Origin of the sequence: Bradyrhizobium sp. CER78 (assembly GCF_029846235.1) — a bacterium.
In the GTDB taxonomy this organism is placed as follows: domain Bacteria; phylum Pseudomonadota; class Alphaproteobacteria; order Rhizobiales; family Xanthobacteraceae; genus Bradyrhizobium.
In genome coordinates, this window is record NZ_JARVWP010000001.1 from 505,101 (window position 1) to 526,494 (window position 21,394).

At 65.2% G+C, this 21,394-nt stretch carries 14 protein-coding genes; 3 read left to right on the forward strand and 11 right to left on the reverse strand.

The genetic code is table 11. The features are described 5' to 3' along the window. Positions 1–2: 2 nt before the first annotated feature. Together QDT69_RS02195 and QDT69_RS02200 are read right to left on the reverse strand one after the other, a co-directional pair. Positions 3–1,589: a B12-binding domain-containing radical SAM protein gene (locus QDT69_RS02195; protein ID WP_279705012.1), complete on the reverse strand. Its 1,587-nt coding sequence runs from the start codon at positions 1,587–1,589 to the stop codon at positions 3–5. Between the two features lie 128 nt (positions 1,590–1,717). Continuing rightward, positions 1,718–3,100, reverse strand: coding sequence for an ethanolamine ammonia-lyase subunit EutB (locus tag QDT69_RS02200; protein WP_279705013.1), 1,383 nt, complete (start codon positions 3,098–3,100; stop codon positions 1,718–1,720). Between the two features lie 346 nt (positions 3,101–3,446). On the opposite strand from QDT69_RS02200, the gene QDT69_RS02205 reads away from it, so the two are divergent. Both QDT69_RS02205 and QDT69_RS02210 read left to right on the forward strand, forming a co-directional pair. After that, on the forward strand, positions 3,447–5,153 hold the full coding sequence (locus QDT69_RS02205; RefSeq protein ID WP_279705014.1) for a HAMP domain-containing methyl-accepting chemotaxis protein: 1,707 nt from the start codon (positions 3,447–3,449) through the stop codon (positions 5,151–5,153). A 160-nt stretch (positions 5,154–5,313) separates the two neighbouring features. Beyond that, entirely contained in the window at positions 5,314–6,816 is a 1,503-nt protein-coding gene (locus QDT69_RS02210; protein ID WP_279705015.1) for a sensor domain-containing diguanylate cyclase, read from the forward strand. Positions 6,817–6,839: 23 nt separating this feature from the next. Here the strand turns inward: QDT69_RS02210 and QDT69_RS02215 are convergent, their stop codons facing one another. From QDT69_RS02215 to QDT69_RS02225, 3 genes are read right to left on the reverse strand one after another with little or no spacing between them, the layout of a single operon-like run. Then, the gene (locus QDT69_RS02215) at positions 6,840–7,718 is read right to left on the reverse strand and encodes a transglutaminase family protein (RefSeq protein WP_279705016.1); all 879 of its coding nucleotides are present in this window, start codon (positions 7,716–7,718) and stop codon (positions 6,840–6,842) included. After that, positions 7,715–10,258 (reverse strand): circularly permuted type 2 ATP-grasp protein, encoded by a 2,544-nt coding sequence (locus QDT69_RS02220; RefSeq protein ID WP_279705017.1) that lies wholly within the window; start codon positions 10,256–10,258, stop codon positions 7,715–7,717. The genes QDT69_RS02215 and QDT69_RS02220 overlap by 4 nt, the downstream gene beginning before the upstream one ends. A 41-nt stretch (positions 10,259–10,299) precedes the next feature. Then, positions 10,300–13,560: a transglutaminase family protein gene (locus QDT69_RS02225; RefSeq protein WP_279705018.1), complete on the reverse strand. Its 3,261-nt coding sequence runs from the start codon at positions 13,558–13,560 to the stop codon at positions 10,300–10,302. A gap of 186 nt (positions 13,561–13,746) precedes the next feature. Here QDT69_RS02225 and QDT69_RS02230 point away from each other — a divergent pair, with 186 nt between their 5' ends. After that, positions 13,747–14,208 carry a DUF2147 domain-containing protein gene (locus QDT69_RS02230; RefSeq protein ID WP_347952017.1) on the forward strand — a complete coding sequence of 154 codons (462 nt, stop codon included), beginning with the start codon at positions 13,747–13,749 and terminating at the stop codon, positions 14,206–14,208. A gap of 119 nt (positions 14,209–14,327) precedes the next feature. On the opposite strand, the gene QDT69_RS02235 is transcribed toward QDT69_RS02230, so the two are convergent. The 6 genes from QDT69_RS02235 to QDT69_RS02260 form a co-directional block, all read right to left on the reverse strand. Then, entirely contained in the window at positions 14,328–15,851 is a 1,524-nt protein-coding gene (locus tag QDT69_RS02235) for an altronate dehydratase family protein (RefSeq protein WP_279705019.1), read from the reverse strand. 188 nt (positions 15,852–16,039) lie between these two features. Further along, on the reverse strand, positions 16,040–16,816 hold the full coding sequence (locus QDT69_RS02240) for an aldolase/citrate lyase family protein (RefSeq protein ID WP_279705020.1): 777 nt from the start codon (positions 16,814–16,816) through the stop codon (positions 16,040–16,042). Positions 16,817–16,853: 37 nt separating this feature from the next. Continuing rightward, positions 16,854–17,939: a malate/lactate/ureidoglycolate dehydrogenase gene (locus QDT69_RS02245; protein ID WP_279705021.1), complete on the reverse strand. Its 1,086-nt coding sequence runs from the start codon at positions 17,937–17,939 to the stop codon at positions 16,854–16,856. 35 nt (positions 17,940–17,974) lie between these two features. Beyond that, positions 17,975–18,703 (reverse strand): ABC transporter ATP-binding protein, encoded by a 729-nt coding sequence (locus QDT69_RS02250; RefSeq protein ID WP_021079917.1) that lies wholly within the window; start codon positions 18,701–18,703, stop codon positions 17,975–17,977. Beyond that, positions 18,703–20,475 carry a branched-chain amino acid ABC transporter ATP-binding protein/permease gene (locus QDT69_RS02255; protein WP_279705022.1) on the reverse strand — a complete coding sequence of 591 codons (1,773 nt, stop codon included), beginning with the start codon at positions 20,473–20,475 and terminating at the stop codon, positions 18,703–18,705. The genes QDT69_RS02250 and QDT69_RS02255 overlap by 1 nt, the downstream gene beginning before the upstream one ends. Further along, positions 20,472–21,344 (reverse strand): branched-chain amino acid ABC transporter permease, encoded by an 873-nt coding sequence (locus QDT69_RS02260; RefSeq protein WP_024579420.1) that lies wholly within the window; start codon positions 21,342–21,344, stop codon positions 20,472–20,474. Before QDT69_RS02260 ends, QDT69_RS02255 begins: the two co-directional genes overlap by 4 nt. Positions 21,345–21,394 lie beyond the last annotated feature (50 nt).

Here is a 21,394-nt window from a genome sequence, read left to right on the forward strand (position 1 = left end):
TGTCATTCGGCGGGAACGGAAGCCTCGCGCAGCCGGATCGAGTAGTTCGAGGCGTTCTGCCGGCCGCTGGAGGCTGCGCGCGCAAACGTGATCAGATGGTGCGCAACCAGCGTCGCCGAGATCAGCCCTTCGATATCGCCGCGCTTGAGCCGGCCAAGCGCAAACTTCCAGAACACGCGCCTGTAGTCGCCGAGCACGCCGACCTTCCAGAAGATGTTGCGCAGCATGATCAGGCCGCGCCGGATGTTCGCCCAGCTCTTCATCTCCGGGCTGACCGGCACCTTGATGCGGTTGGCATAGGTGTAGTTGCATTGATGCAGATAGCGATCGAACAGCTTCTTCGGCTCGTAGGCGATCTCCATGCATTTGCGCCAGGAACTCACCACGTCCTCATAGGGCAGCAGGAACTCGACATTGGAGTCGCGCCCCTCGTCATCGATCAGCCGCCCCGCCTTTTCGAGCCGGTCCCACAGCGGCGTCTTCGGCAACGCCTGCAGCAGATTGATCGTGAGCAGTGGAATCCGGGACTCCTCGACGAAGGAGATGAGCGCGTCACCGGTCTGGGGCTTGTCGGTGTCGAGCCCCATGATGATGCCGGAGACGACCTCCATGCCGAACGAGTTGATGGTGCGCACGCCCTCCAGGATCGGAACCATCATGTTCTGATCCTTGTGCATGGCCTTCAGCGCGTCGGGATCGGGCGTCTCGATGCCGACGAAGATCGTCACGAAGAAGGCCTCGCGCATCTTCTCCAGGATCTCGGGCCGCTTGGCGATGTTGAGCGTCGCCTCGCAGGCGAGCCGCGTGACATAACCGGTCCGCTTCTGCCATTCGATCAGATGCGGCAGCAGCTCGCTCGCCGCCTTGCGATTGCCGATGAAATTGTCATCGACGAAATAGACGGTGTCGGTCGCGCCACAGGCGCGCAGCTTGTCGAGCTCCGCGATGATCTGCTGCGGCGACTTCAGCCGCGGATTGCGGCCATAGAGTCCGGGGATGTCGCAGAACTCGCACTGATAGGGGCAGCCCGAGGAGAACTGGATGCTGCCGAGGAAGTACTTCTTGGTTTCGGCGAGCTCATAGGCCGGCAGCGGAAAATCCGTCATCGGCAGGCGGTCGATGGTCTTCAGCACCACCTGCTTGTCGGGGCGGCTGGTGTCATCGGCCAGGCGCCTGATCAGCTCGTTGGTCGCATCGCCGAGCTCGCCGACATGAAGGTAGTCGAATGAGGGATAGTAGTCCGGGCACGCACTGACCGACGGGCCACCGATCGCGACCACCAGGTCGTGGTCATGCGCGCGGCGACAGATGTCATTCATCTGCTGGCGCTGGATGTGCATACCGCTGACGAACACCGCGTCCGCCCACTCGAAATCCTCCACCGTCGCCGGACGCAGGTTCTCGTCGACGAAACGGACCGGCCAGTTCTCAGGGAGGTATGCAGCAATCAACAGCAGCCCCTGCGGCGGCATGAACGCCTTGACGCCGTCGGTGAGGGGGTAGGCGTGCTCGAAGGTCCCAAACGACGACGTATAGCGCGGAAAGACGCAGAGGATACGCCGTGCTGTCTTTATGCCCTCAGCTCTCATCAATCGACCCCGAAGCACCCGCAAATCTAACCATGGCGTGGAACGCTGGGCCAGAAATTCTTCAACATTGTGGCACTTACCAACGTCACAACGGCGAGATAGTTGCTCTGCAGAATTTTGCTATCCCGTCAGGTCAGGAGCCGGGCAGCGAGGTCGGGTAGCCGCCCTGCATCGCCGGCGAGGCGGAAATCCTGCCCGGCAAGGCCCGCGCGCACCAGCCAGTCGTCGAATTCGGGCGCCCGCTTCAGGCCGAACAGGTCGCGGACGTAGAGCGCATCGTGGAACGATGTCGACTGATAGTTCAGCATCACGTCATCGGCGCCCGGCACCCCCATGATGAAGTTCACGCCGGCGGCCGCAAGCAGGGTCAGGAGATTGTCCATGTCATCCTGATCGGCCTCGGCGTGGTTGGTGTAGCAGACGTCGATCCCGAGCGGCAGGCCGAGCAGCTTGCCGCAGAAATGATCCTCGAGCCCGGCGCGGATGATTTCCTTGCCGTCATAGAGGTATTCGGGACCGATGAAGCCGACCACGCTGTTGACCAGCAGCGGATCGAACGCGCGCGCCACCGCATAGGCCCGCGCCTCGCAGGTCTGCTGGTCGACCTGGTGATGGGCGTTGGCCGACAGTGCCGAGCCCTGCCCGGTCTCGAAATACATCACATTGTCACCGACCGTGCCGCGCCGGAGCGACAGCCCGGCTTCCCGCGCCTCCCGCAACAGCGAGAGGTCGACACCGAAACTGCGATTGGCCGCCTCGGTGCCGGCGATCGACTGGAACACGAGATCGACCGGCAACCCCTGCCCGATCAGTCCGAGCGTGGTCGTGACGTGGGTGAGCACACAGCCCTGGGTCGGAATCGCGAGCCGCGTGATGACATCGTCCAGCAGCCGCAGCAGGGTGCCGATGACTTTCGGATCGTCGCTTGCCGGATTGATGCCGATGCAGGCATCGCCCGATCCCAGCAGCAGCCCGTCAAGGATCGAGGCGGTGATGCCCTTGGCATCGTCGAAAGGATGGTTCGGCTGCAGCCGCGTGCTCATGCGCCCGCGCTGGCCGACGGTGTTGCGGAAGCGGGTGATCACCTCGCACTTCTTCGCGACCAGGATCAGATCCTGGTTGCGCATCAGCTTCGACACCGCGGCCACCATCTCCGGCGTGACGCCGCGCGAAATCTTCCTGATCGCATCCGTGGTGGCGGCATCCGACAGCAGCCAGTCGCGGAAACCGCCGACGGTGAGCGACGACACCGGCAGGAAGCCGGCGACGTCGTGGCTGTCGAGGATCAGGCGAGTGACCTCGTCGTCCTCGTAGGGAATGACCGGCTCTTCGAGGAATTGCTTGAGCGGAACGTTGGCCAGCGCGAGCCGCGCGGCGATCATCTCCGCGGCACTGTCGGCCGCGATGCCGGCCAGCCGGTCGCCCGACCGCGGCGGCGAGGCCTTGGCAAGCAGGATGCGCAGATCGTCGAATGCGTAATTGGTGGCGTCGATGGTGTGACGATAGAGCATGGGGGAGTCGCGTGAGGCTGGGGCAGCGCAACCTAGCACCTCTTTGCGAAAGTCGTGCCATCAGCTTCGCGCTGTGCGCCCGCGGATGTTGATGAGTGATGATGATGGCGGCGCGTCATTCAACACGGCGGCCTGCCGCTGGAACCCGGCGGACTCAGAGCCCCCGATAAGACATTGTGATTATTTAGGGATTTCGACGGTCGGAGCCGTGCGAGGCTCGCGCGTTAAGAAATTATCCATGAAGATTTTGCATAAGCTTTAATCGGCCGAAGGTGCTCCCCGGCCCCTTGGAGTGCCCTCAATGCCCGCCCCCACCACATCCCCCATCTCCATGTCCCGGGCTCCAATGGCATCCCGATTCTCGCTTGCTGCCAGGCTGTACTCGACGTTTGCGCTGATTGCGGCGCTGACCGCGGCCATCACCGTCCTGTCCGACTACAACGCCCGGCGCAACGCCGAGCTGACCGCGGCCGTCGACCTCGCGAGCCGTGCCGCGCTCAACGTCGAGCGGGTCAACTCGTTGGTCTATGCCGTGGTGATGGAATCCCGCGGCATTTACATGTCGACCGACCCGGCTGCGGTGAAGAAATACGGCGACGGGCTGCTGGCGTTCAACGAACGCATCCGCGGCGTGGTCAAGAACTGGGAAACCCTGGTGCAGGCCGACGACGCCACCGAGTTCGCGGTGTTCAAGAAGCGCATCGAGCAGTTCATCGAGTTCCGCAAGGAGCTGGTTCGGCGCGGCATCGAGATCGGCGCGGCGGCCGGCCGGGAGTGGGGCGACAACGACGCCAACCGCGACGTGCGCACCGCGCTGAACAAGGACCTCGAAGCGCTTTCCAAGGTCTATGCCGAGCGCAGCAAGAAGCTGGCGCAACAGACCGACACCAACCGTGAGCTGGCGCTATTGCTGACCGGGCTCGGCGCCGCGGCCCTCATCGTGGTGGTGCTCGGCGTGCTGATTATCGCCCGCTCGGTGGCGCGGCCGCTGTCGCAGATCACCACGACTATCAAGCACGTCGCCGAGGGCGCCGACCATGTCGACGTGCCGCATGTCGATCGCGGCGACGAGATCGGCGCGCTGGCGCGCGCCATCAAGGTGTTCCAGGAGGCGATGGATCGCAATCGCAGCCTGAACGCGCAAGTCGTGCAGGACTCCGAGGCTCGCGACGCCCGCGGCCGCCATATCGAAAGCTTTGTCGAGACGTTCCGCGGCACGATCGGTGATGTGCTCCGCGCAGTGCACGACAACGCTGCGACGATGCGTCAAACCGCGCAGACCATCGCGACCGTCGCGTCCGACGCCAATGGCCGGGCGGTTGCGGCGGCCGGCGCGACCGAACAGGCCTCGAGCAACGTCTCAGCGGTGGCGGGGGCGGCCGAACAGCTCTCCGCCTCGGTCGAGGAGATCGGCCGCCAGGTCAAGCAGTCCTCCGGCGCCGTCGATCAGGCCGGTGCGCGCACCGACCGGTCGATCACCGAGATCGAGAGCCTTGCCGCCACCACGCAGCGCATCGACGGCGTGTTGAGCCTGATCCAGGCGATCGCCGAGCAGACCAATTTGCTCGCGCTCAACGCCACCATCGAAGCCGCCCGCGCCGGCGATGCCGGCCGCGGCTTCGCGGTCGTTGCGCACGAGGTCAAGGCGCTGGCCGGGCAGACTGCAAAGGCAACCGCCGAGATCAGCGAGAATGTCGGCCTGATCCAGGCCTCGACCCGCAACTCGGTGGCCGCCGTGCGCGAGATCGGCCAGGCGGTGCGCGAGATCAGCAACGTCACCGCCAACATCGCCAGCGCGATCGGCCAGCAGGACGCCGCCACGCGCGAAATCTCCGCCAACGCGCAGATGGCTGCCCAGGGCAACGAAACCCTGGTGGCGAATGTCGGCTCGCTCCGCGACGACATGGACCAGACCAGCAAGGCGGCGGAATCGGTGCTCGCGGCATCGAACGATCTGACCGCAACCGCTGAGACGTTGTCGCGCGAGGTCGAACAGTTCTTCCGCAATCTGCGCAGCGATGTCGCCGACGGCCTGCGTCCGACCGGGACCTGAACGGATCGCACGCTGTGCCGGGGCCCACGACGCAATCCGGATGGTTAACAGTGCCCCAACGCACGCGTGCAAATTGCCTGCGCTTCAGGTCGCCTTTTTCAATTTGATACCCCCATAGAAAGCGTCAAAGCGCGGGGGCGCGGGGTAGTGGAAGCGAGCAATGAACGGGCTGTTGCCAAGGCCGAAGGCGGTGCCGACCAAACGGCTCCTTGCGCTCGGGATCAGCCTCGTCTTGTGCTTTTCGGCGATCTGCGCGTCCATTCTCTGGGAGATGGCCGGCAAGGACTATCAGCATGCAAAGGAAGGCGCGACCAACCTCGTCGCCTCCATCGCAAGCGAGATCGACCGCAACATCGAACTCTATGATCTCTCGCTGCAAGCCGTCGCCGACGGCGTCAAGCTGCCGGAGCTCGGCAAGATCAGCCCGGAGCTTCGCCAGGTCGTGCTGTTCGACCGCGCCGCCACCGCCAAGGATCTCGGCTCAATCCTCGTGCTGAATACGGCGGGAGATGTCACGCTCGATTCCCGGACGTTGACGCCCCGCACCGCAAACTACGCCGACCGCGACTTCTTCCAGGTGCATCGGACGCGAGCGAACAGCGGATTGTTCATCAGCGCGCCCTGGGTTACGCCAGACGGCGAATATCTGGTCAGCCTGAGCCGCCGCATCAGCAACGACGACGGATCGTTTGCCGGCGTGGTCGCGGGCAGCATGCGGCTCAGCTATTTCCACAATCTGTTTCGCAAGCTGAACTTCGGCTTCGGCGACAGCATGGCGCTGTTCGACACCAACGGCGTCATGCTGATGCGGGCGCCGTTCGACATCGGCAAGATCGGGCAGAGCATCAGGGACTCACAGGTCTTCAAGCAGTATCCGGCACGGCAATCCGGCTTCTACACGACGAAATCGATCGTCGACCATGTCAGCCGGCTTTATGTTTTCCAGGCGGTCGGACACCATCCCCTGATCATCGCCGAAGGTCTCGCGCTCGACGGCATCTATGCCGACTGGTGGCAACAGGTCTGGCTGATCGGCAGCGTGGTAGCCGCGCTCTGCGGCTTCTCGATCATCCTGATGTTCTACTTGCTCGCCGCCCTCAAACGGCGCGCCGCCGCCGAAGGCCGGCTCGCGCACCTTGCAAGCACGGATGCGCTGACCGGCCTCGCCAACCGCCGCCGTCTCGACGATACCCTTGAGGCGGAATGGCGTCGCGGCATGCGCGCCAAGGCGCCGGTGTCGCTGCTGATGATCGACGTCGATCATTTCAAGGCCTTCAACGATACCTACGGCCACCAGGCCGGTGACGCCGTGCTCGCCACTGTGGGACGGTGCATCGCAACCAGCACCAAGCGCGCAACGGATCTCGGCGCCCGCTATGGCGGCGAGGAATTTTCGGTGCTGCTGCCCGGCATCGGCAAGGCGGGCGCCTTGGAGGTTGCCGAACGCATTCGCGAGAAGCTGACGGCCGAGCGCGCGTCCCAAAATGAGTTGCCGACCGTCAGCATCGGATTGGCCTGCCTCGTCCCGGATCACGAGCGCACCTCGCGCGATCTGCTCAAGGCCGCGGACCTGGCGCTGTATCAAGCCAAGCATGAAGGCCGCGACCGCATCATCGTCAGCCCGATCGGATGGGACAAATCGGGCAAGCGGCACGCGGCCTGACCCGAGGTCTTGCCTCTTTCCACTCACTCCACCGGCAGCACGTCGACCGCGACGGCAAGCTTCTGCTTGCGCGCGCCGACGATGACACCGTCGACCGGCGAGACGTCGGCGAAGTCGCGGCCGACGGCGAGAATGATGTGATCATTGGCGACCATCAGATCATTGGTCGGATCGAATCCGACCCAGCCGAGCTCGCCGCCGCACCAGACCGAAACCCAGGCGTGGGTTGCGTCGGCGCCCTGCAGCCGCGGCTGACCCGGCGGCGGGATGGTGCGCAGATAGCCGCTGACATAGGCGGCGGGCAAACCGAGCCCACGAAGCCCGGCGATCATCACATGGGCAAAATCCTGGCAGACGCCATGGCGCTTCTCGAACACGTCGCGAAGCGGCGTCGAGATCACGGTCGCCTTGGGATCGTATTTGAAGTCGCTGCGGATGCGGCGCATCAGATCGGCCGCACCGGCAAGGACACCACCGTCAGGCGAGAAGCTCGCAGAAGCGTAGGCCGTCACCGGCCGCAGCACCGGCACCAGCGCACTGGCAAAGACATAGCCGACCGGCGAGGCCGCATCGAGGCTCAGCGCCTCGAACGCATGGTCGCGTACGCTCTCCCAGGGCGGGCTGACGGCGTCACGCGCCGGCGGCTGCCGCGCCACGGAGACCCGCGAGCGGGAATCGATCCGAAGGCTGCGATGCGCGCTCTCGATCAGGACACTTTCGGTCAGCGTGCCGAAGAAATCGCGCCGCGCGGTGCGCTCCGAGGGCCTCGGGCGGATCTCGACCGAATGGGAGATCAGCTCCTGCCCGTCGCCGCTGATCGGCTCCAGCCGCAGCGAGCAGCGGGCGAAGCTGACCTGGGTCTCGTAGCTGTAGGTTGTGACGTGACGGATGTCGTAGATCACGCCAGCCCCGTGAGCTTCTCCGGCCGGCTGGCATTCGGTCCGTGCGGGAAATAATGCAGCCCGACCGCGTCGGCGAGGTTGAGCAGATCTTGCTCAAGCGCGAACAGCGTCTTGACGTCGAGGCTCGATGCTTCGGCCGTCGTCAACATCGCCTCGACCGAGACCGCGAGCCGCTGTGGCCGCTCGATCAGGCCGTGTTCCTTCAGGCTCGGCAGCGCGGCGATATGCTCATTCAGCGCCGCAACCTGGAATGCAACCGAGCGCGGATTGTAGGGATCGAGCACCGCGAGATCGCGCACCGGCGTCAACAGCGGTTGCACCAGATAGCGCGAGCGATAGGTGATCTGACAGTCGACCAGCGTGAGCAGGACATCGAGATCCTCGTCGCCGGCTTCGTCATAGGCGAACTGGCGGGCAAAGCGCGTGGTGTTGATGGCACGCTCGGCGCGGCGGCCCATCTCGAGGAAGCGCCAGCCGGCGGCGCGGTTCATGTTCTCCTGCGCGAGGCCGGCGAAGCTTGCGAGCTCCTGCAAGGTCAGCTCGGCGGCGCTGACGACGCCGTCATCGTCGTGAACCTCGATCGCGAGGCGGTCGGCCATCTCGGTGATGACCTGCCAGGCGTCCGGCGACAGCCGCTCGCGCAGCGACGTCGCGGTACGCTGCGCCGATCGCACCAGCGACAGCGCCGAGCCGAACTTCTCCTCGCTCTGCAACGCTTCGAGGGCGACCTTGGCAGGATTGGCGCGCGCCGTCTGCGAGGCCGCGCCCCATGTGACCAGCAAGCGCTGGATGCGCTCGGCCGAATGCATCGCCGGCGCGTTGCCGTTCGCATTCGCCCGCGCGGGATCGCGCAGCGGCGTGCACAGCGCGCGGATCAGGCGAATGGTGGCCTCGGCGCGCTCGAGATAGCGGCCGAGCCAGAACAGATTATCGGCCGCACGACTCGGCAGCACGCCGGCGATGCGGCGGATGCGGACCGTGTCGACCGCCGGCAGCAAGGTCGAGGTCGCGACCGCCTTGTCGGACACCACCCAGACGTCGGCGGACACCGCGCCATCGCCCATCGACACCGCGCGCGCATCGGCCCGATCGGCGATCCGGCAGAAGCCGCCGGGCAGCACGGTCCAGCCGTTCGGCGTCGCCGCCGCGAACACGCGCAGCACGAACGGACGCGGCGCGATGCGGCCGTTCTCCCACACCGGCGTGGTCGACAGCCGCACCAGTTCCTGTCCGACATAATCGATGCCGCGATGGCTGATCGCATCCTTCAGACGGTCGCGCTCCGCCGCCGAGAGCTCGCCCGGTAGCACCGGCCCGTTGCCCGGAAAATCCGCAACGCCGCGGCCATAGGCGCCTTCGATCGCGAACTCGTCGAGCCGCGACAGCACCTGCTCGCGGGCGGATTTCTGGCCGCACCACCAGGTCGCGATATGCGGCATCATCAGGTCTTCGGAGAGCAGGCGCCGGCAGAGATTGGGCAGGAAGCCGAGCAGCGCCCTCGCCTCCATGACGCCCGAGCCCGGCATGTTGGCGACCACGACGCCGCTCTTGCGCAGCACCTCGACGAGACCGGGCACGCCTAGATAGGACGACGCATCGAGCTCGAGCGGATCGAGCATGTTGGAATCAACCCGGCGCAGCAGCACGTCGAGCCGCTTCAATCCGGCGACGGTGCGGATGTGGATGCGGTCGCCGGAGACCGCGAGATCGTCGCCCTCGACCAGGAGGAAGCCGAGATAGCGCGCCAGCGTGGCGTGCTCGAAATAGGTCTCGCTGAATGCGCCGGGCGTCAGCAGACCGATCCGCGGCTCGTCGCGGTCGGCGCTGGCGCGCAGTGAATCGCGGAACGCTTCGAAGAACGGTGCGACGCGCTCGACGTTCATCGATTTGTAGAGATTGGAAAAGGCGCGCGACAGCACGAGGCGGTTTTCCAGCGCATAGCCCGCGCCCGACGGCGCCTGCGTGCGATCGCCGAGCACCCACCAGCGGCCGTCAGGCCCGCGGCCGATATCGGCGGCATAGAGATGCAGATAACGCCCGCCCGGCGGCTTGATGCCGCTGACCGCGCGCAGATATTCGCTGCTGCCGGCGATCGCCGCGGCCGGGATGGCACCGTCGGCAACGAGACGGCCGTCGCCGTAGAGATCGGCCAGCACCATTTCGAGAAGCTGCGCCCGCTGCGCGACACCGGCGGCGAGCTGGCGCCAGTCGGCGGCGTCGATGATCAGCGGCAGATGGCTGAGCGGCCAGATCCGGTCCGATGTATCGCCCGGCGCACGATAGGTGACGCCGGCCTCGCGCAGATGACGATCCGCGTTGGCGAAGCGGCGCTCGATGTCGGCCGGTGACAGCCCGGCAAAGGCATCGAAGAAACGAGCCCAGACCGGTCGTGGCGCGCCGTTCTCGGCGATATATTCATCGGGAATGCCCGGAAGGCGGACATAGTCGCGGGTCCATTGCGCCATCCGGCGCTGACCGGGACGGGCCCGGCTCTCCTGACTACTGCCTTGACTGTTGCCCCGGCCACCCGACACGGTCATTGCACTTCCCCTGCACCCCAGTTCGCTGGAGAACGCTCCAATTAGTGCAGGAGCGGCGTCCGCAAGTCGAGGGTCAAGGGAAACTCAATTGTGCGTTCCTCCGGCGGCGTTTCGATCTTGCCGGGGGTGTGGCCGTGTTCCTGGAAGCGCGCTAGCCGCCGCGCCTCGGCCTCGTAGGAATTGACCGGTTTGGTCTCGTAGTTGCGGCCGCCAGGATGGGCGACGTGATAGACGCAGCCGCCGAGCGAGCGGCCGTTCCAGGTGTCGATCAGGTCGAACGTCAGCGGCGCATGCACGGGAATGGTCGGATGCAGGCCGGAGGCCGGCTGCCAGGCCTTGAAACGGACGCCGGCGACTGCCTCGCCCGAGCGGCCGGTCTCGGTCATCGGCATCCGCCTGCCGTTGCAGGTGACGACATGGCGGCCCTCGACGAAGCCGGTCGCCTTCACCTGCAGCCGCTCGACCGAGGAATCGACGTAACGCACGGTGCCGCCCGAGGTGCCCTCCTCGCCCAGCACATGCCAAGGCTCGAGCGCCTGGCGCAGCTCGAGGCCGACGCCGCCGTGATGGACCCGGCCGAAGGCGGGGAAACGAAATTCAAGCTGGGCCTGATACCATTCCGGCTCGACGTCGTAGCCGAACTGCTTGAGCTCGGCGAGCACACCCAGAAAATCCTCCCAGAGGAAATGCGGCAGCATGAAGCGGTCATGCAGCGCGGTGCCCCAGCGCACGAACTTGCCCTGCTGCGGCTCGCGCCACAGCTTTGCGATCAGTGCACGGATCAAGAGCTGTTGCGCCAGCGACATCCTGGGATCAGGCGGCATTTCGAGCGCGCGGAATTCGACCAGGCCGAGCCGGCCGGTCGGGCCATCGGGTGAATAGAGCTTATCAATGCAGATCTCGGCGCGATGGGTGTTGCCGGTGATGTCGACCAGGATGTGCCGGAACAGCCGGTCGACCAGCCATAGCGGCGCGTCCATGCCCGGCGGCGGCACGTGCGACAGCGCGATCTCGAGCTCATAGAGCCCGTCATGCCGTGCCTCATCGATGCGCGGCGCCTGGCTGGTCGGGCCGATGAACATGCCGGAGAACAGATACGACAGCGACGGATGCCGCTGCCAGTACAGCACGAGGCTCTTCAGCAGATCAGGCCGGCGCAGGAACGGTGAATCCTCCGGCTTGCTGCCGCCGACAACGATATGGTTGCCGCCGCCGGTGCCGGTGTGGCGGCCGTCGATCAGGAAGCGGTTGGCCCCTAACCGCGTCTTCGCGGAGTCCTCATAGAGGCCAAGGGTGATGTCGACGGCTTCACGCCAGCTCTGCGCAGGCTGCACGTTGATCTCGATCACGCCGGGATCGGGCGTCACCTTGATCACCTCGACGCGCGGGTCGAACGGCGGCGAATAGCCTTCGACATGCACCGCGAGCTGCGTTTCCTCGGCGGTCGCCTCGATTGCCGTGATCAGTTCGAGATAGTCGTCGACCTTCTCGACCGGCGGCATGAAGACGCAAAGCACGCCGTCGCGGACTTCGATCGCCATTGCGGTGCGCACCGGCAGCGGCTCGGGGATGTCCTTCAGCGCCTGCTTCAGCTCCGCGTCGGCAAGCGCCTCGCGCGGCGCCATCGGATCCTGCTCGACGATGTAAGGATAGTCCTCCGGCGCGACATGTTCGAGCGAGCCGATCGGCAGCCGCAGGCCGAGCGGCGAATCGCCGGGTGATGCGAACAGATGGCTGCGGCGGATCTTCCAGCGCTCGCTGCGCCAGCGCGCAGGGATTTTATCGGCAAGCGGCGTCCAACGCTGGATCGGCAGCACAAAGCCTTTCGGCGTCGTCAATCCCTCGTCGAACACCCGCGCCAGGCGCGCGCGCTCTTCGGCATCCGTCAGCTTGGAGTTATCGGGCGTGACATTGGCCGGCAGCCCGGCTTCACGCTGCAGCCAGAACGCCGGGTCTTCATAGGCCGGCATGACATAGTCGGCGCCGAGTCCGAGCTTCTCGGCGGTGCCGACGGCAAAGCGCTCAGCATCGGCAACCTCGGCCTTGCGCGGATTCCCGATCGACGCGATCAGATCGGCATTCTTCCAGATCGGCTTGCCGTCCTTGCGCCAATAGAGGCCGAACGCCCAGCGCGGCAGGCTCTCGCCCGGATACCATTTACCCTGGCCGTAATGCAGCAGGCCGCCCGGCGCGAACCGTGTGCGCAGCTTGCGGATCAATTCGTCGGCCAGCGCGCGCTTGGTCGGGCCGACCGCGGCGACATTCCACTCCGGCGATTCCAGATCGTCGACCGAAACGAAGGTCGGCTCGCCGCCCATGGTGAGCCGCACGTCGCCCTTCACCAAGTCGGCATCGATCTGCTCGCCGAGCCGGTCGAGCCGCGCCCAGGATGCATCCGAAAACGGTCTCGTGATCCGCGGTGCCTCGCGGATCCGCTTGACGCTCATCTCGAAGCCGAACTCGACATTGGCGGCACCTGCGGTCCCGGTCACCGGCGCGGCGGAGCGGTAGTGAGGCGTGGCGCAGACCGGAATGTGCCCCTCGCCGCTCAGCATGCCGGAGGTGACGTCGAAGCCGATCCAGCCCGCGCCCGGCAGATAGACCTCGGCCCAGGCGTGCAGATCGGTGAAATCGCTCTCGACCTCGCGCGGCCCCTCGAGCGGATCGATATCGGGCCGCAACTGAATGAGATATCCGGAGACGAAACGCGCGGCGAGCCCGAGATGCCGCAGCGTCTGGATCAAGAGCCATGCCGAGTCGCGGCACGAGCCGGAGCACGCGGCGAGCGTCTCCTCCGGCGTCTGGATGCCGGCCTCCATGCGGATCACGTAGCTGATCTTCTTTTGCAGCTGCGCGTTCAGCTCGACCAGGAAATTGACGGTGCTGTCGGCCTGGCGCGGAATGTCCTTCAGGTAGGCCGCGAGCAACGGCCCGGGCTCCTCGGTCTCGAGATACGGCGCGAGCTCGGTCTTGAGATCGCCGGGATATGCGAATGGAAAACTGTTGGCATAGGGCTCGACGAAGAAGTCGAACGGGTTGACCACCGTCATCTCAGCGGTGAAGTCGACCTCGACCTTGAGCTCGGTCGCCTTCTCCGGAAACACATAGCGCGCCAGCCAGTTGCCCTGCGGGTCCTGCTGCCAGTTCACGAAATGATTTGATGGCGTGACCTTGAGCGAATAGCTCAGGATCGGCGTGCGGGTGTGCGGCGCGGGCCGGAGCCGAATGGTCTGGGGCCCGAGATCGATCGGCCGGTCGTATTTGTAGTGCGTGACGTGATGCAGTGCGACGAAGATCGACACGGACGGGGGACTCCAGCAGCTTTTTTGAGCAGAACACCGGTTCCGGCCGACATCAAGCACTAACAACGGGCAGTAAGTGCCTATCCGGAGAGCGGATTTCGCCGATTGGCGGCCGGGCTGAACCCAAACTTAACCAAGTCCGTTCACCATAACGGCACTGACGCATGTTGAGTATGGAGTAGCGCCGTGCAGAAATTCACCATCCTGCTGACCACCGCAATGCTGCTGCTCGGGCTGAATCGAGCCGCACGCGCAGACGAGGTCGAGGGAATCTGGCTGACCGCGGCCGGCGACGCCAAGATCCGCATCAGCGCCTGCGGCAAGGCGTTGTGCGGCATCATCGTCTGGCTGAAGGCGCCGATCGATCCCGCGACCGGCAAGCCGCAGATCGACGACAAGAACACCAACAAGGCACTGGCGCAGCGGCCGATCGTCGGCATCAACATCTTCAACGCTATGCGATCGGTCGCCGACAAGAAATGGTCGGGTACGATCTACAATGCCGACGACGGCAAGACCTATTCCAGCGATCTGCAACTCGCCGGCACGAAGAAGCTCGAGGTGCGCGGCTGCGTACTGGCGGTGCTGTGCGGCGGCGAGACCTGGACCAAGGTCGGCGAGATCACGGTGGCGTCGGCCAATCAGTGATCAAGCCGATTTAGCAGCCGTCATTGCGACGGGCGACAGCGACGAGGCAATCCATCGCTCCGCAGGCTGTGATGCGGACTGCTTCGCAATGACCGCGCCAAGGCTGCCGCCCCCGAGTGCTACATCGTCGCGCCCAAGACCCACGGCGCGAACTCGGCGCCGCCGAAGTCAAAGCTCTCGCTCTTGGTCGGCTGGCCCGAGGCGGTCTTGAGGATGAGGTCGAAGATGCGCTGGCCGCATTCCTGCACGCTCTCCTCGCCGTCGAGGATGGTGCCGCAATTGACGTCCATGTCGTCTTCCATCCGCTTGTACATCGGCGTGTTGGTGGCGAGCTTGATCGACGGCGCCGGCTTGCAGCCGAACACGCTGCCGCGGCCGGTGGTGAAGCAGACGAGGTTGGCGCCGCCAGCGACCTGCCCGGTGGCGGCGACCGGGTCGTAGCCGGGCGTGTCCATGAACACGAAGCCCTTCTTGGTGACGGGCTCGGCGTAGCGCAGCACGTCGACGAGATTGGTGCTGCCGGCCTTGGCCATCGCGCCGAGCGACTTCTCAAGGATCGTGGTGAGACCGCCGGCCTTGTTGCCGGGGCTCGGATTGGCGTTCATTTCGGCGCCTTCGCGCTGAGTGTATTCCTCCCACCAGCGCATCAGACCGACCAGCTTCTCGCCGACCTCGCGGCTGACGGCGCGGCGGGTCAACAGATGCTCGGCGCCGTAGGTCTCCGGCGTCTCCGACAGGATCACCGTGCCGCCGTGACGGACCAAGAGATCGCTCGCCGCGCCGAGCGCAGGGTTGGCCGACACGCCGGAGTAACCGTCCGAGCCGCCGCATTGCAGCGCCACGGTGAGTTCGCTCGCCGGCACCGCCTCGCGCTTGACCTTGTTGGCGTCAGCGAGCGCTTCCTTCACAAAGGCAACGCCGGCCTCCACGGTCTTGCGCGTGCCGCCGACCTCCTGGATGTCCATCGCGCGCAAACGGCCGGCGAGCTTCTGCTCCTGCATCAGACCGCCGATCTGGTTCACCTCGCAGCCGAGGCCAAGCACGATCACGTTGGAGAAATTGACGTGCCGCGCATAGCCGCCGAGCGTGCGGCGAAGCAGCGCCAGCGGCTCGTCCTGGGTCATGCCGCAGCCGGTCTTGTGGGTCAGCGCGACGACACCATCGACATTCGGGAAATCGGCGAGCGGATTGTCGCCGGTGAACGGGTTCTTCTTGAACATGTCGGCGACAATGCCCGCAACATGGGCGCTGCAATTCACCGAGGTGAGGATGCCGATATAGTTGCGCGTGGCGACGCGGCCGTCGGCGCGGCGGATGCCCTCGAAGGTCGCCGGCAAATCGAAGTTCGGCACCGGCTTGACGTCGACGCCATAGGCATAGTCCTTGGCGAAATCGCCCATGCCGCAGTTCTGGGTATGCACGTGCTGGCCCGGCGCGATCGGCTGCGTCGCAAAGCCGATGATCTGGCCGTACCGCCGGATCGGCTCGCCCTGCGCAATCGGCCTGATCGCGACCTTGTGGCCGGCCGGAATGCGATCGACCGTGGTGACACCGTCGCTCACTTCCAACCCCGGCGGCAGGCTCGCGCGCGCGATCAAAACGCTGTCGTCGGCGTGCAGGCGGATCACTTGTGCCGAGGCCATGAGAGTTCTCCTTGGTGTTTTCTTCACCTCTCCCCGTCCTTCACGGGGAGAGGTCGAACTCTCGCACAGCGAGAATTCGGGTGAGGGGCGAGGCACAGTGCCAACTTCGACAAAGGTGCTCGCCGGATAGAGGCCCCTCACCCCAACCCTCTCCCCGCAAAAGAACGGGGAGAGGGCGAGGATCATGCTTACGCCTTGCCGCCGGACTTCTCGCGGGTCTGGTTGACCTGCATCCTGGCGTAGACCTGCATCAGGCCGACTTCGTTCGACAGTGTCACGAGCTTGAAGCCCATGTTGATCGCGCGCACCGCGCCTTCAGCGCCCGAGCAGTGGATGCCCGGGTTGAGGCCGCGCTTGCCGCATTCCTTGATGATCTTCTCGTAGATCTTGAGGATCTCCGGCTCGTCGCGATCGAGCTTTGGCACGAGGCCGTAGGAGAAGCCGAGATCGGACGGACCGATATAGACGCCGTCGATGCCCTCGACGTCGAGGATCGCTTCCATGTTCTCGACCGCGGTCTTGGTCTCCATCATCGGCAGCAGCACGATCTCGTCGTTGGCGGTCTGCTGATAGGTGCCGGCCGAGCCGTACATGCCGGAGCGGATCGGACCGTTGGAGCGCACGCCCTTCGGCGGATACTTCGCGTAGGAGACGAGGTTCTTGGCTTCCTGCGGCGTGTTGACCATCGGGCAGATCACGCCATAGGCGCCGCCATCGAGCACCTTGCCGATGATGCCGGGCTCATTCCAGGGCACGCGGACCATCGGCGTGACCGGATGGGCATGCATCGACTGGAAGCATTGCACCATCGACTGATAATCCTGCACGCCGTGCTGCATGTCGACGGTGACGCTGTCGAAGCCGCATTGCGCGATCACTTCGGCCGAAAACCCGGAGGGGATCGCGAGCCATGCGTTCACCACCGCCTTGCCCGATGCCCAGACTTGCTTGACCTTGTTTGCCATTGATCGCGTTTCCTTTTGTGTTTTTGGGGGGCTGACCTCAGCTGGTCGCCCGCTGGATCGAGACTTCGCTGACGCCGACTTCGCGCGCGGTATTCACTATCGCCGCCCAGGTGTCGTCAGGCAAGGGGATGCCGTTCTTGGTGCGATCGGCGCGGGTTTTGCGCTCGGGATCGCCCGGAACCAGCACGGAATCCATGCCCGCGATCGGCTTGGTGGCGCGGATGAAATCGGTGTAGCGGGTGATTTCGCCGTCGAAGAAGTTGCTGGTGTCGATCACCTTGGGATCGATGTAGAACGCCATCATGCCGTTGGCGAAGCGACGGTCCGACGACGTCGCACCGGTGCCCGTCAGCGCGCCGCCGAGCAGCTCGCAGATGAAGGCAAGGCCCGAGCCCTTGTGATCGCCGAAGGCGCGGATCGCGCCGGTTCCCTTGGTGTGGTCGCGCGGTCCGTCGGGCGTGTACGGGCCATACAGCACGTGCGGATCCTCGCTCAGCGTGCCGTCGGCATCGACCAGCGCGCCGATCGGCAGCTTCTTGCCGCCGCGGCTCGCGACCAGGCACTTGCCTTCGGCCACAACCGAGGTCGCGAAATCGAGCACGATCGGATCTTGGCCCTGACGCGGAATGCCAACGCAGTATGGTGCGGTCGACAGCCGCTTCTCGACGCCGCCATAAGGCGCGACCAGCAGCGAGCCCGCCGCGGTCACGAAATGAATCGAAACAAGACCTTCGGCGGCGGCCATTTCGGCCCAGTCGCCGACGCGGCCGAGATGGCCGGAGTTGCGCAGCGCGACCGCGGCAAGCCCCGCCTTCTTGCACTTCTCGATGCCGAGCTTGACCGCAACCGGGGTGACGGTCTGGCCATAGCCGAACTTGCCGTCGACCACCGCGAGCGACGGCGTGTCGACCACGACCTCGGGGGTCTGGTTCGGCACGATCGAGCCCATCTTCTTCCACCTGACATAAACCGGCACGCGGATCACGCCGTGGCTGTCATGCCCGGTGAGGTTCGCCGTCGTCAGATAGGTCGCGATGCGGCTCGCCTCTTCCGGAGACGACTCCGAATGGGAAAACACCTCGGACACGAAGTTGATGAGGTTATCGACCTTGATGGTGACCATGAACTACTAGCTCGCTCGATAAACACAGTGCGTTGTCAGGCGTGGGTCTTGGCGTGGCCGCCGAGATAGGCCGCGGCGATGGCTTCATTGCCCCACAATTCGTCGGGCTTGCCTCCGAGCACGATCCGCCCGGTTTCGAGGACGAAACCGTGATCGGCGACCGAGAGTCCCATGCGCGCATTTTGCTCGACGAGCAAGACCGTGGTGTCCTTCCTGATCTGCGAAATGATGCGGAACACCGCCTGCACGATCACAGGTGCGAGACCGAGCGACGGCTCGTCGAGCAGCAACAGCCGCGGCTTGGCCATCAGGCCGCGCGCCACCGCGACCATCTGCAGCTGTCCGCCGGACAGCGTCCAGCCGAGCGCATTGGAGAAGGCGCGAATATCCGGAAACAAATCGAACATCGCGTCGGCCTCGCGCGAGATCTGCGACGCCGAAACCTTCCGGTTCGACGCGCCGAGCATGATGTTCTCTTTCACGGTGAGGCCCGGAAACACGCGGCGGCCTTCCGGCACATGCGAGATGCCGAGCCGGACGATCGCTTCCGGGCCGAGGCCCGCGATCGAGTGACCGTCGAACAGGATGTCGCCGGAGGCCGGCTTGGCGAGGCCGGAGATCGCGCGCAGCGTGGTCGACTTGCCGGCGCCGTTGGCACCGAGCAGCGTGACCACCTGCCCCTGCTCCACGGCGATGGTGACGCCGCGCAGCGCTTCGATCTCGCCGTAGCGGACCACGAGATTGCGGATTTCGAGCAGCGGCATCATTCGCTCCCGAGATAGGCGGAGACGACGTCGGGATGGCGCAGCACCGCCATCGACTCGCCGTCCGCGATGCGGCGTCCGAAGTTCAGCACGGTGATGTGCTGGGCGGCTTCCGAGACCAGCGTCATGTCGTGATCGATGATCAGGATGGTGAGGCCCTGGGCCGCGATGCGCTTGAGCAGCTCATGCAGCTCGAGCTTCTCGGTCGAGTTGAGGCCGGCGGCCGGCTCGTCGAGCAGCAGCAGCGTCGGGTTCGACGCCAGCGCCCGCGCGATCTCGATCAGGCGCTGATGGCCGTAGGAGAAGCTCGAGATCAGCTCATTGGCGCGGCTGCCGAGGCCGACGAAGGTCAGCGCCTCCATCGCCCGCTCGGTCAGCGCGTCGTCGCCCTTCCCGATCATGGTGTTGCCGGGACGCTCGGCGCCGATCTCGACATTCTCCAGCGCCGTCATCGAGCGGAACAGACGGATGTTCTGGAAGGTACGTCCAAGGCCCGCGGCGGTGCGCTGATGCGGCGCCATGTTGGTGATGTCGGTGCCGTCGAGCACGATCTTGCCTGATGTGGCCTTGTAGAGGCCGGACAGCACGTTCAGCGTCGTGGTCTTGCCGGAGCCGTTCGGTCCGATCAGCGCATGCACGCCGCCGCGCTTCACCGCGATGTCGACGCCGTCGACCGCCTTGAGGCCGCCGAAATGCTTCGAGAGCCCGGTGACTTCGAGCACGATGTCGCCGCCAGTCGTCGCGGGCCTGAGCTGCAGCGCTCCGGCGACAGGCGGCGCCTTGGTGTGCGCACGCCAACGCGTGAACGCATCGGACACGAAGCCCCAGATGCCATCCGGCATGAAGCGGATGATCAGGATCACCGACAGGCCGTAGATCGCAAGGTAGAGACCCGGCACGCTCTTCAGGAAGCGCAGCCATTCCGGGATCAGGATCAGCAGACCAGTGCCGATCACCGAGCCGATCGGCGAGGCCACGCCGCCGAGCAGCGACATGGTCAGGAACTGGATCGATTCCGCGAACGAGAACTGGTCCGGGCTGACATAGGCGAAGCCGCCGGCGAACAGGCCGCCGGCGAGACCGCCGAGCACCGCGCACACCGCAAAGGCGTAGACCTTGGTGCGGAACACGTCGATGCCGTTGACACCCGCCGCGAGCTCGTTGTCGCGCACTGCGCGCATGGCACGGCCGAGCTTGGTGTCAGGCAGATGCCAGACCAGGTAGCCGACGATCGCAAGCATCGCGACGCAGAAGGCCAGATAGCTCTGCGAGGACTGGAACAGCTCGGGGCGGCGAATGTTCGCGACGCCGTCCGGTCCGTGAGTCACGCCGACCGCGTTGATCATCACCAGGGTCACGATCTGCTGGAACGAGATCGTCACCATCGCAAGGTAATGCCCGCCGAGACGCAGCGTCGACATGCCGAGGAATGCGCCGGCAACCAACGTGATCGCGCAGGCGCCAACCAGGCAGAGCCAGAAGTTCAGATGCAGGTCGGCGGTCCCGAGGCCGACGGCGTAGGCGCCGAAGCCGAAGAACGCGGCCTGCGCCAGGTTGATCTGGCCGCACAGGCCGAGCACGACCGAGAGCCCGAACACCGCGATCGAGAAGGTCGTGGCCTGCAGCAGGATGTTGAGGATGTAGCCGTCGAACTGCATGCCGGCGGCGAGCGCCACCAGCACCGCAGCGCCGATGAAATACGGCAGATGACGGATGATCAGCGGCTTCGAGCGCACGGCGGGCGCCGGAATCATGTTGTCGCTGGCGCTCATGCTTTCTCCGCGACACGTTCACCGAAGATGCCCTGCGGCCGGAACACCAGGAAGGCGATCAGCACCAGAAAGGCGAAGCCGTCCTTGTACGGCACCGAGATGTAGGCGGCACCGAACGTCTCGATGACGCCGAGCGCGAGGCCGCCGACGATCGCGCCGGCGACATCGCCGAAGCCGCCGATGATGGTCGCGGCAAACGCCTTCAGCGCGATGGTCGACCCCATCTGGATCGAGACGAACAGCACCGGCGCCACCAGGATGCCGGCAAGACCGCCGAGCACGGCTGAATAGATGAAGGTGATCATGATCATGGTGGAGACGGAAATGCCGAGCAGCGAGGCCATTTCCTTGTCCTGCGAGGTCGCCTGCAGCTTCTTGCCAAGCAGCGTCTTCTCGAAGAACCAGAAGTTGAACAGCACCAAGAAGATCGTGACGCCGATGATCAACAGATACTGGCTGTCGAGATAGACCGGGCCGAGCTGGATGCCGGGCGTATCGAACCAACCCTGCAGCACCTGCGGCTGCGGACCGTAGATCGCGAGCACCGAGTTCGACAGCAGGATCGAGGCGCCGATGGTGGCGATGATCACGGGCAGATAGGTGCGGTGGCGCAGCGGATAGTAGACGCCGAGATTGAAGATGACGCCGAGCAGCGCCATGCCGGCCAGCGCGATCACAAAGGACAGCCAGTAAGGCAGGCCGAGCTCGACGCAGACCACCATCAGATAGGCGGCGACCATCGAGAACTCGCCTTGCGCGAAGTTCACCACATTGGTGGCGCGGAAGATCAGCACGAAACCGAGCGCGACCAGCGCGTAGACCGCGCCGATGCCGATGCCGGTGAACAGCAGTTGTAGAACCAGATCCATGACAGCGCTCGATCGGAACAGTGTGCGCAGAAGACCGGCCTCGCCGCGTC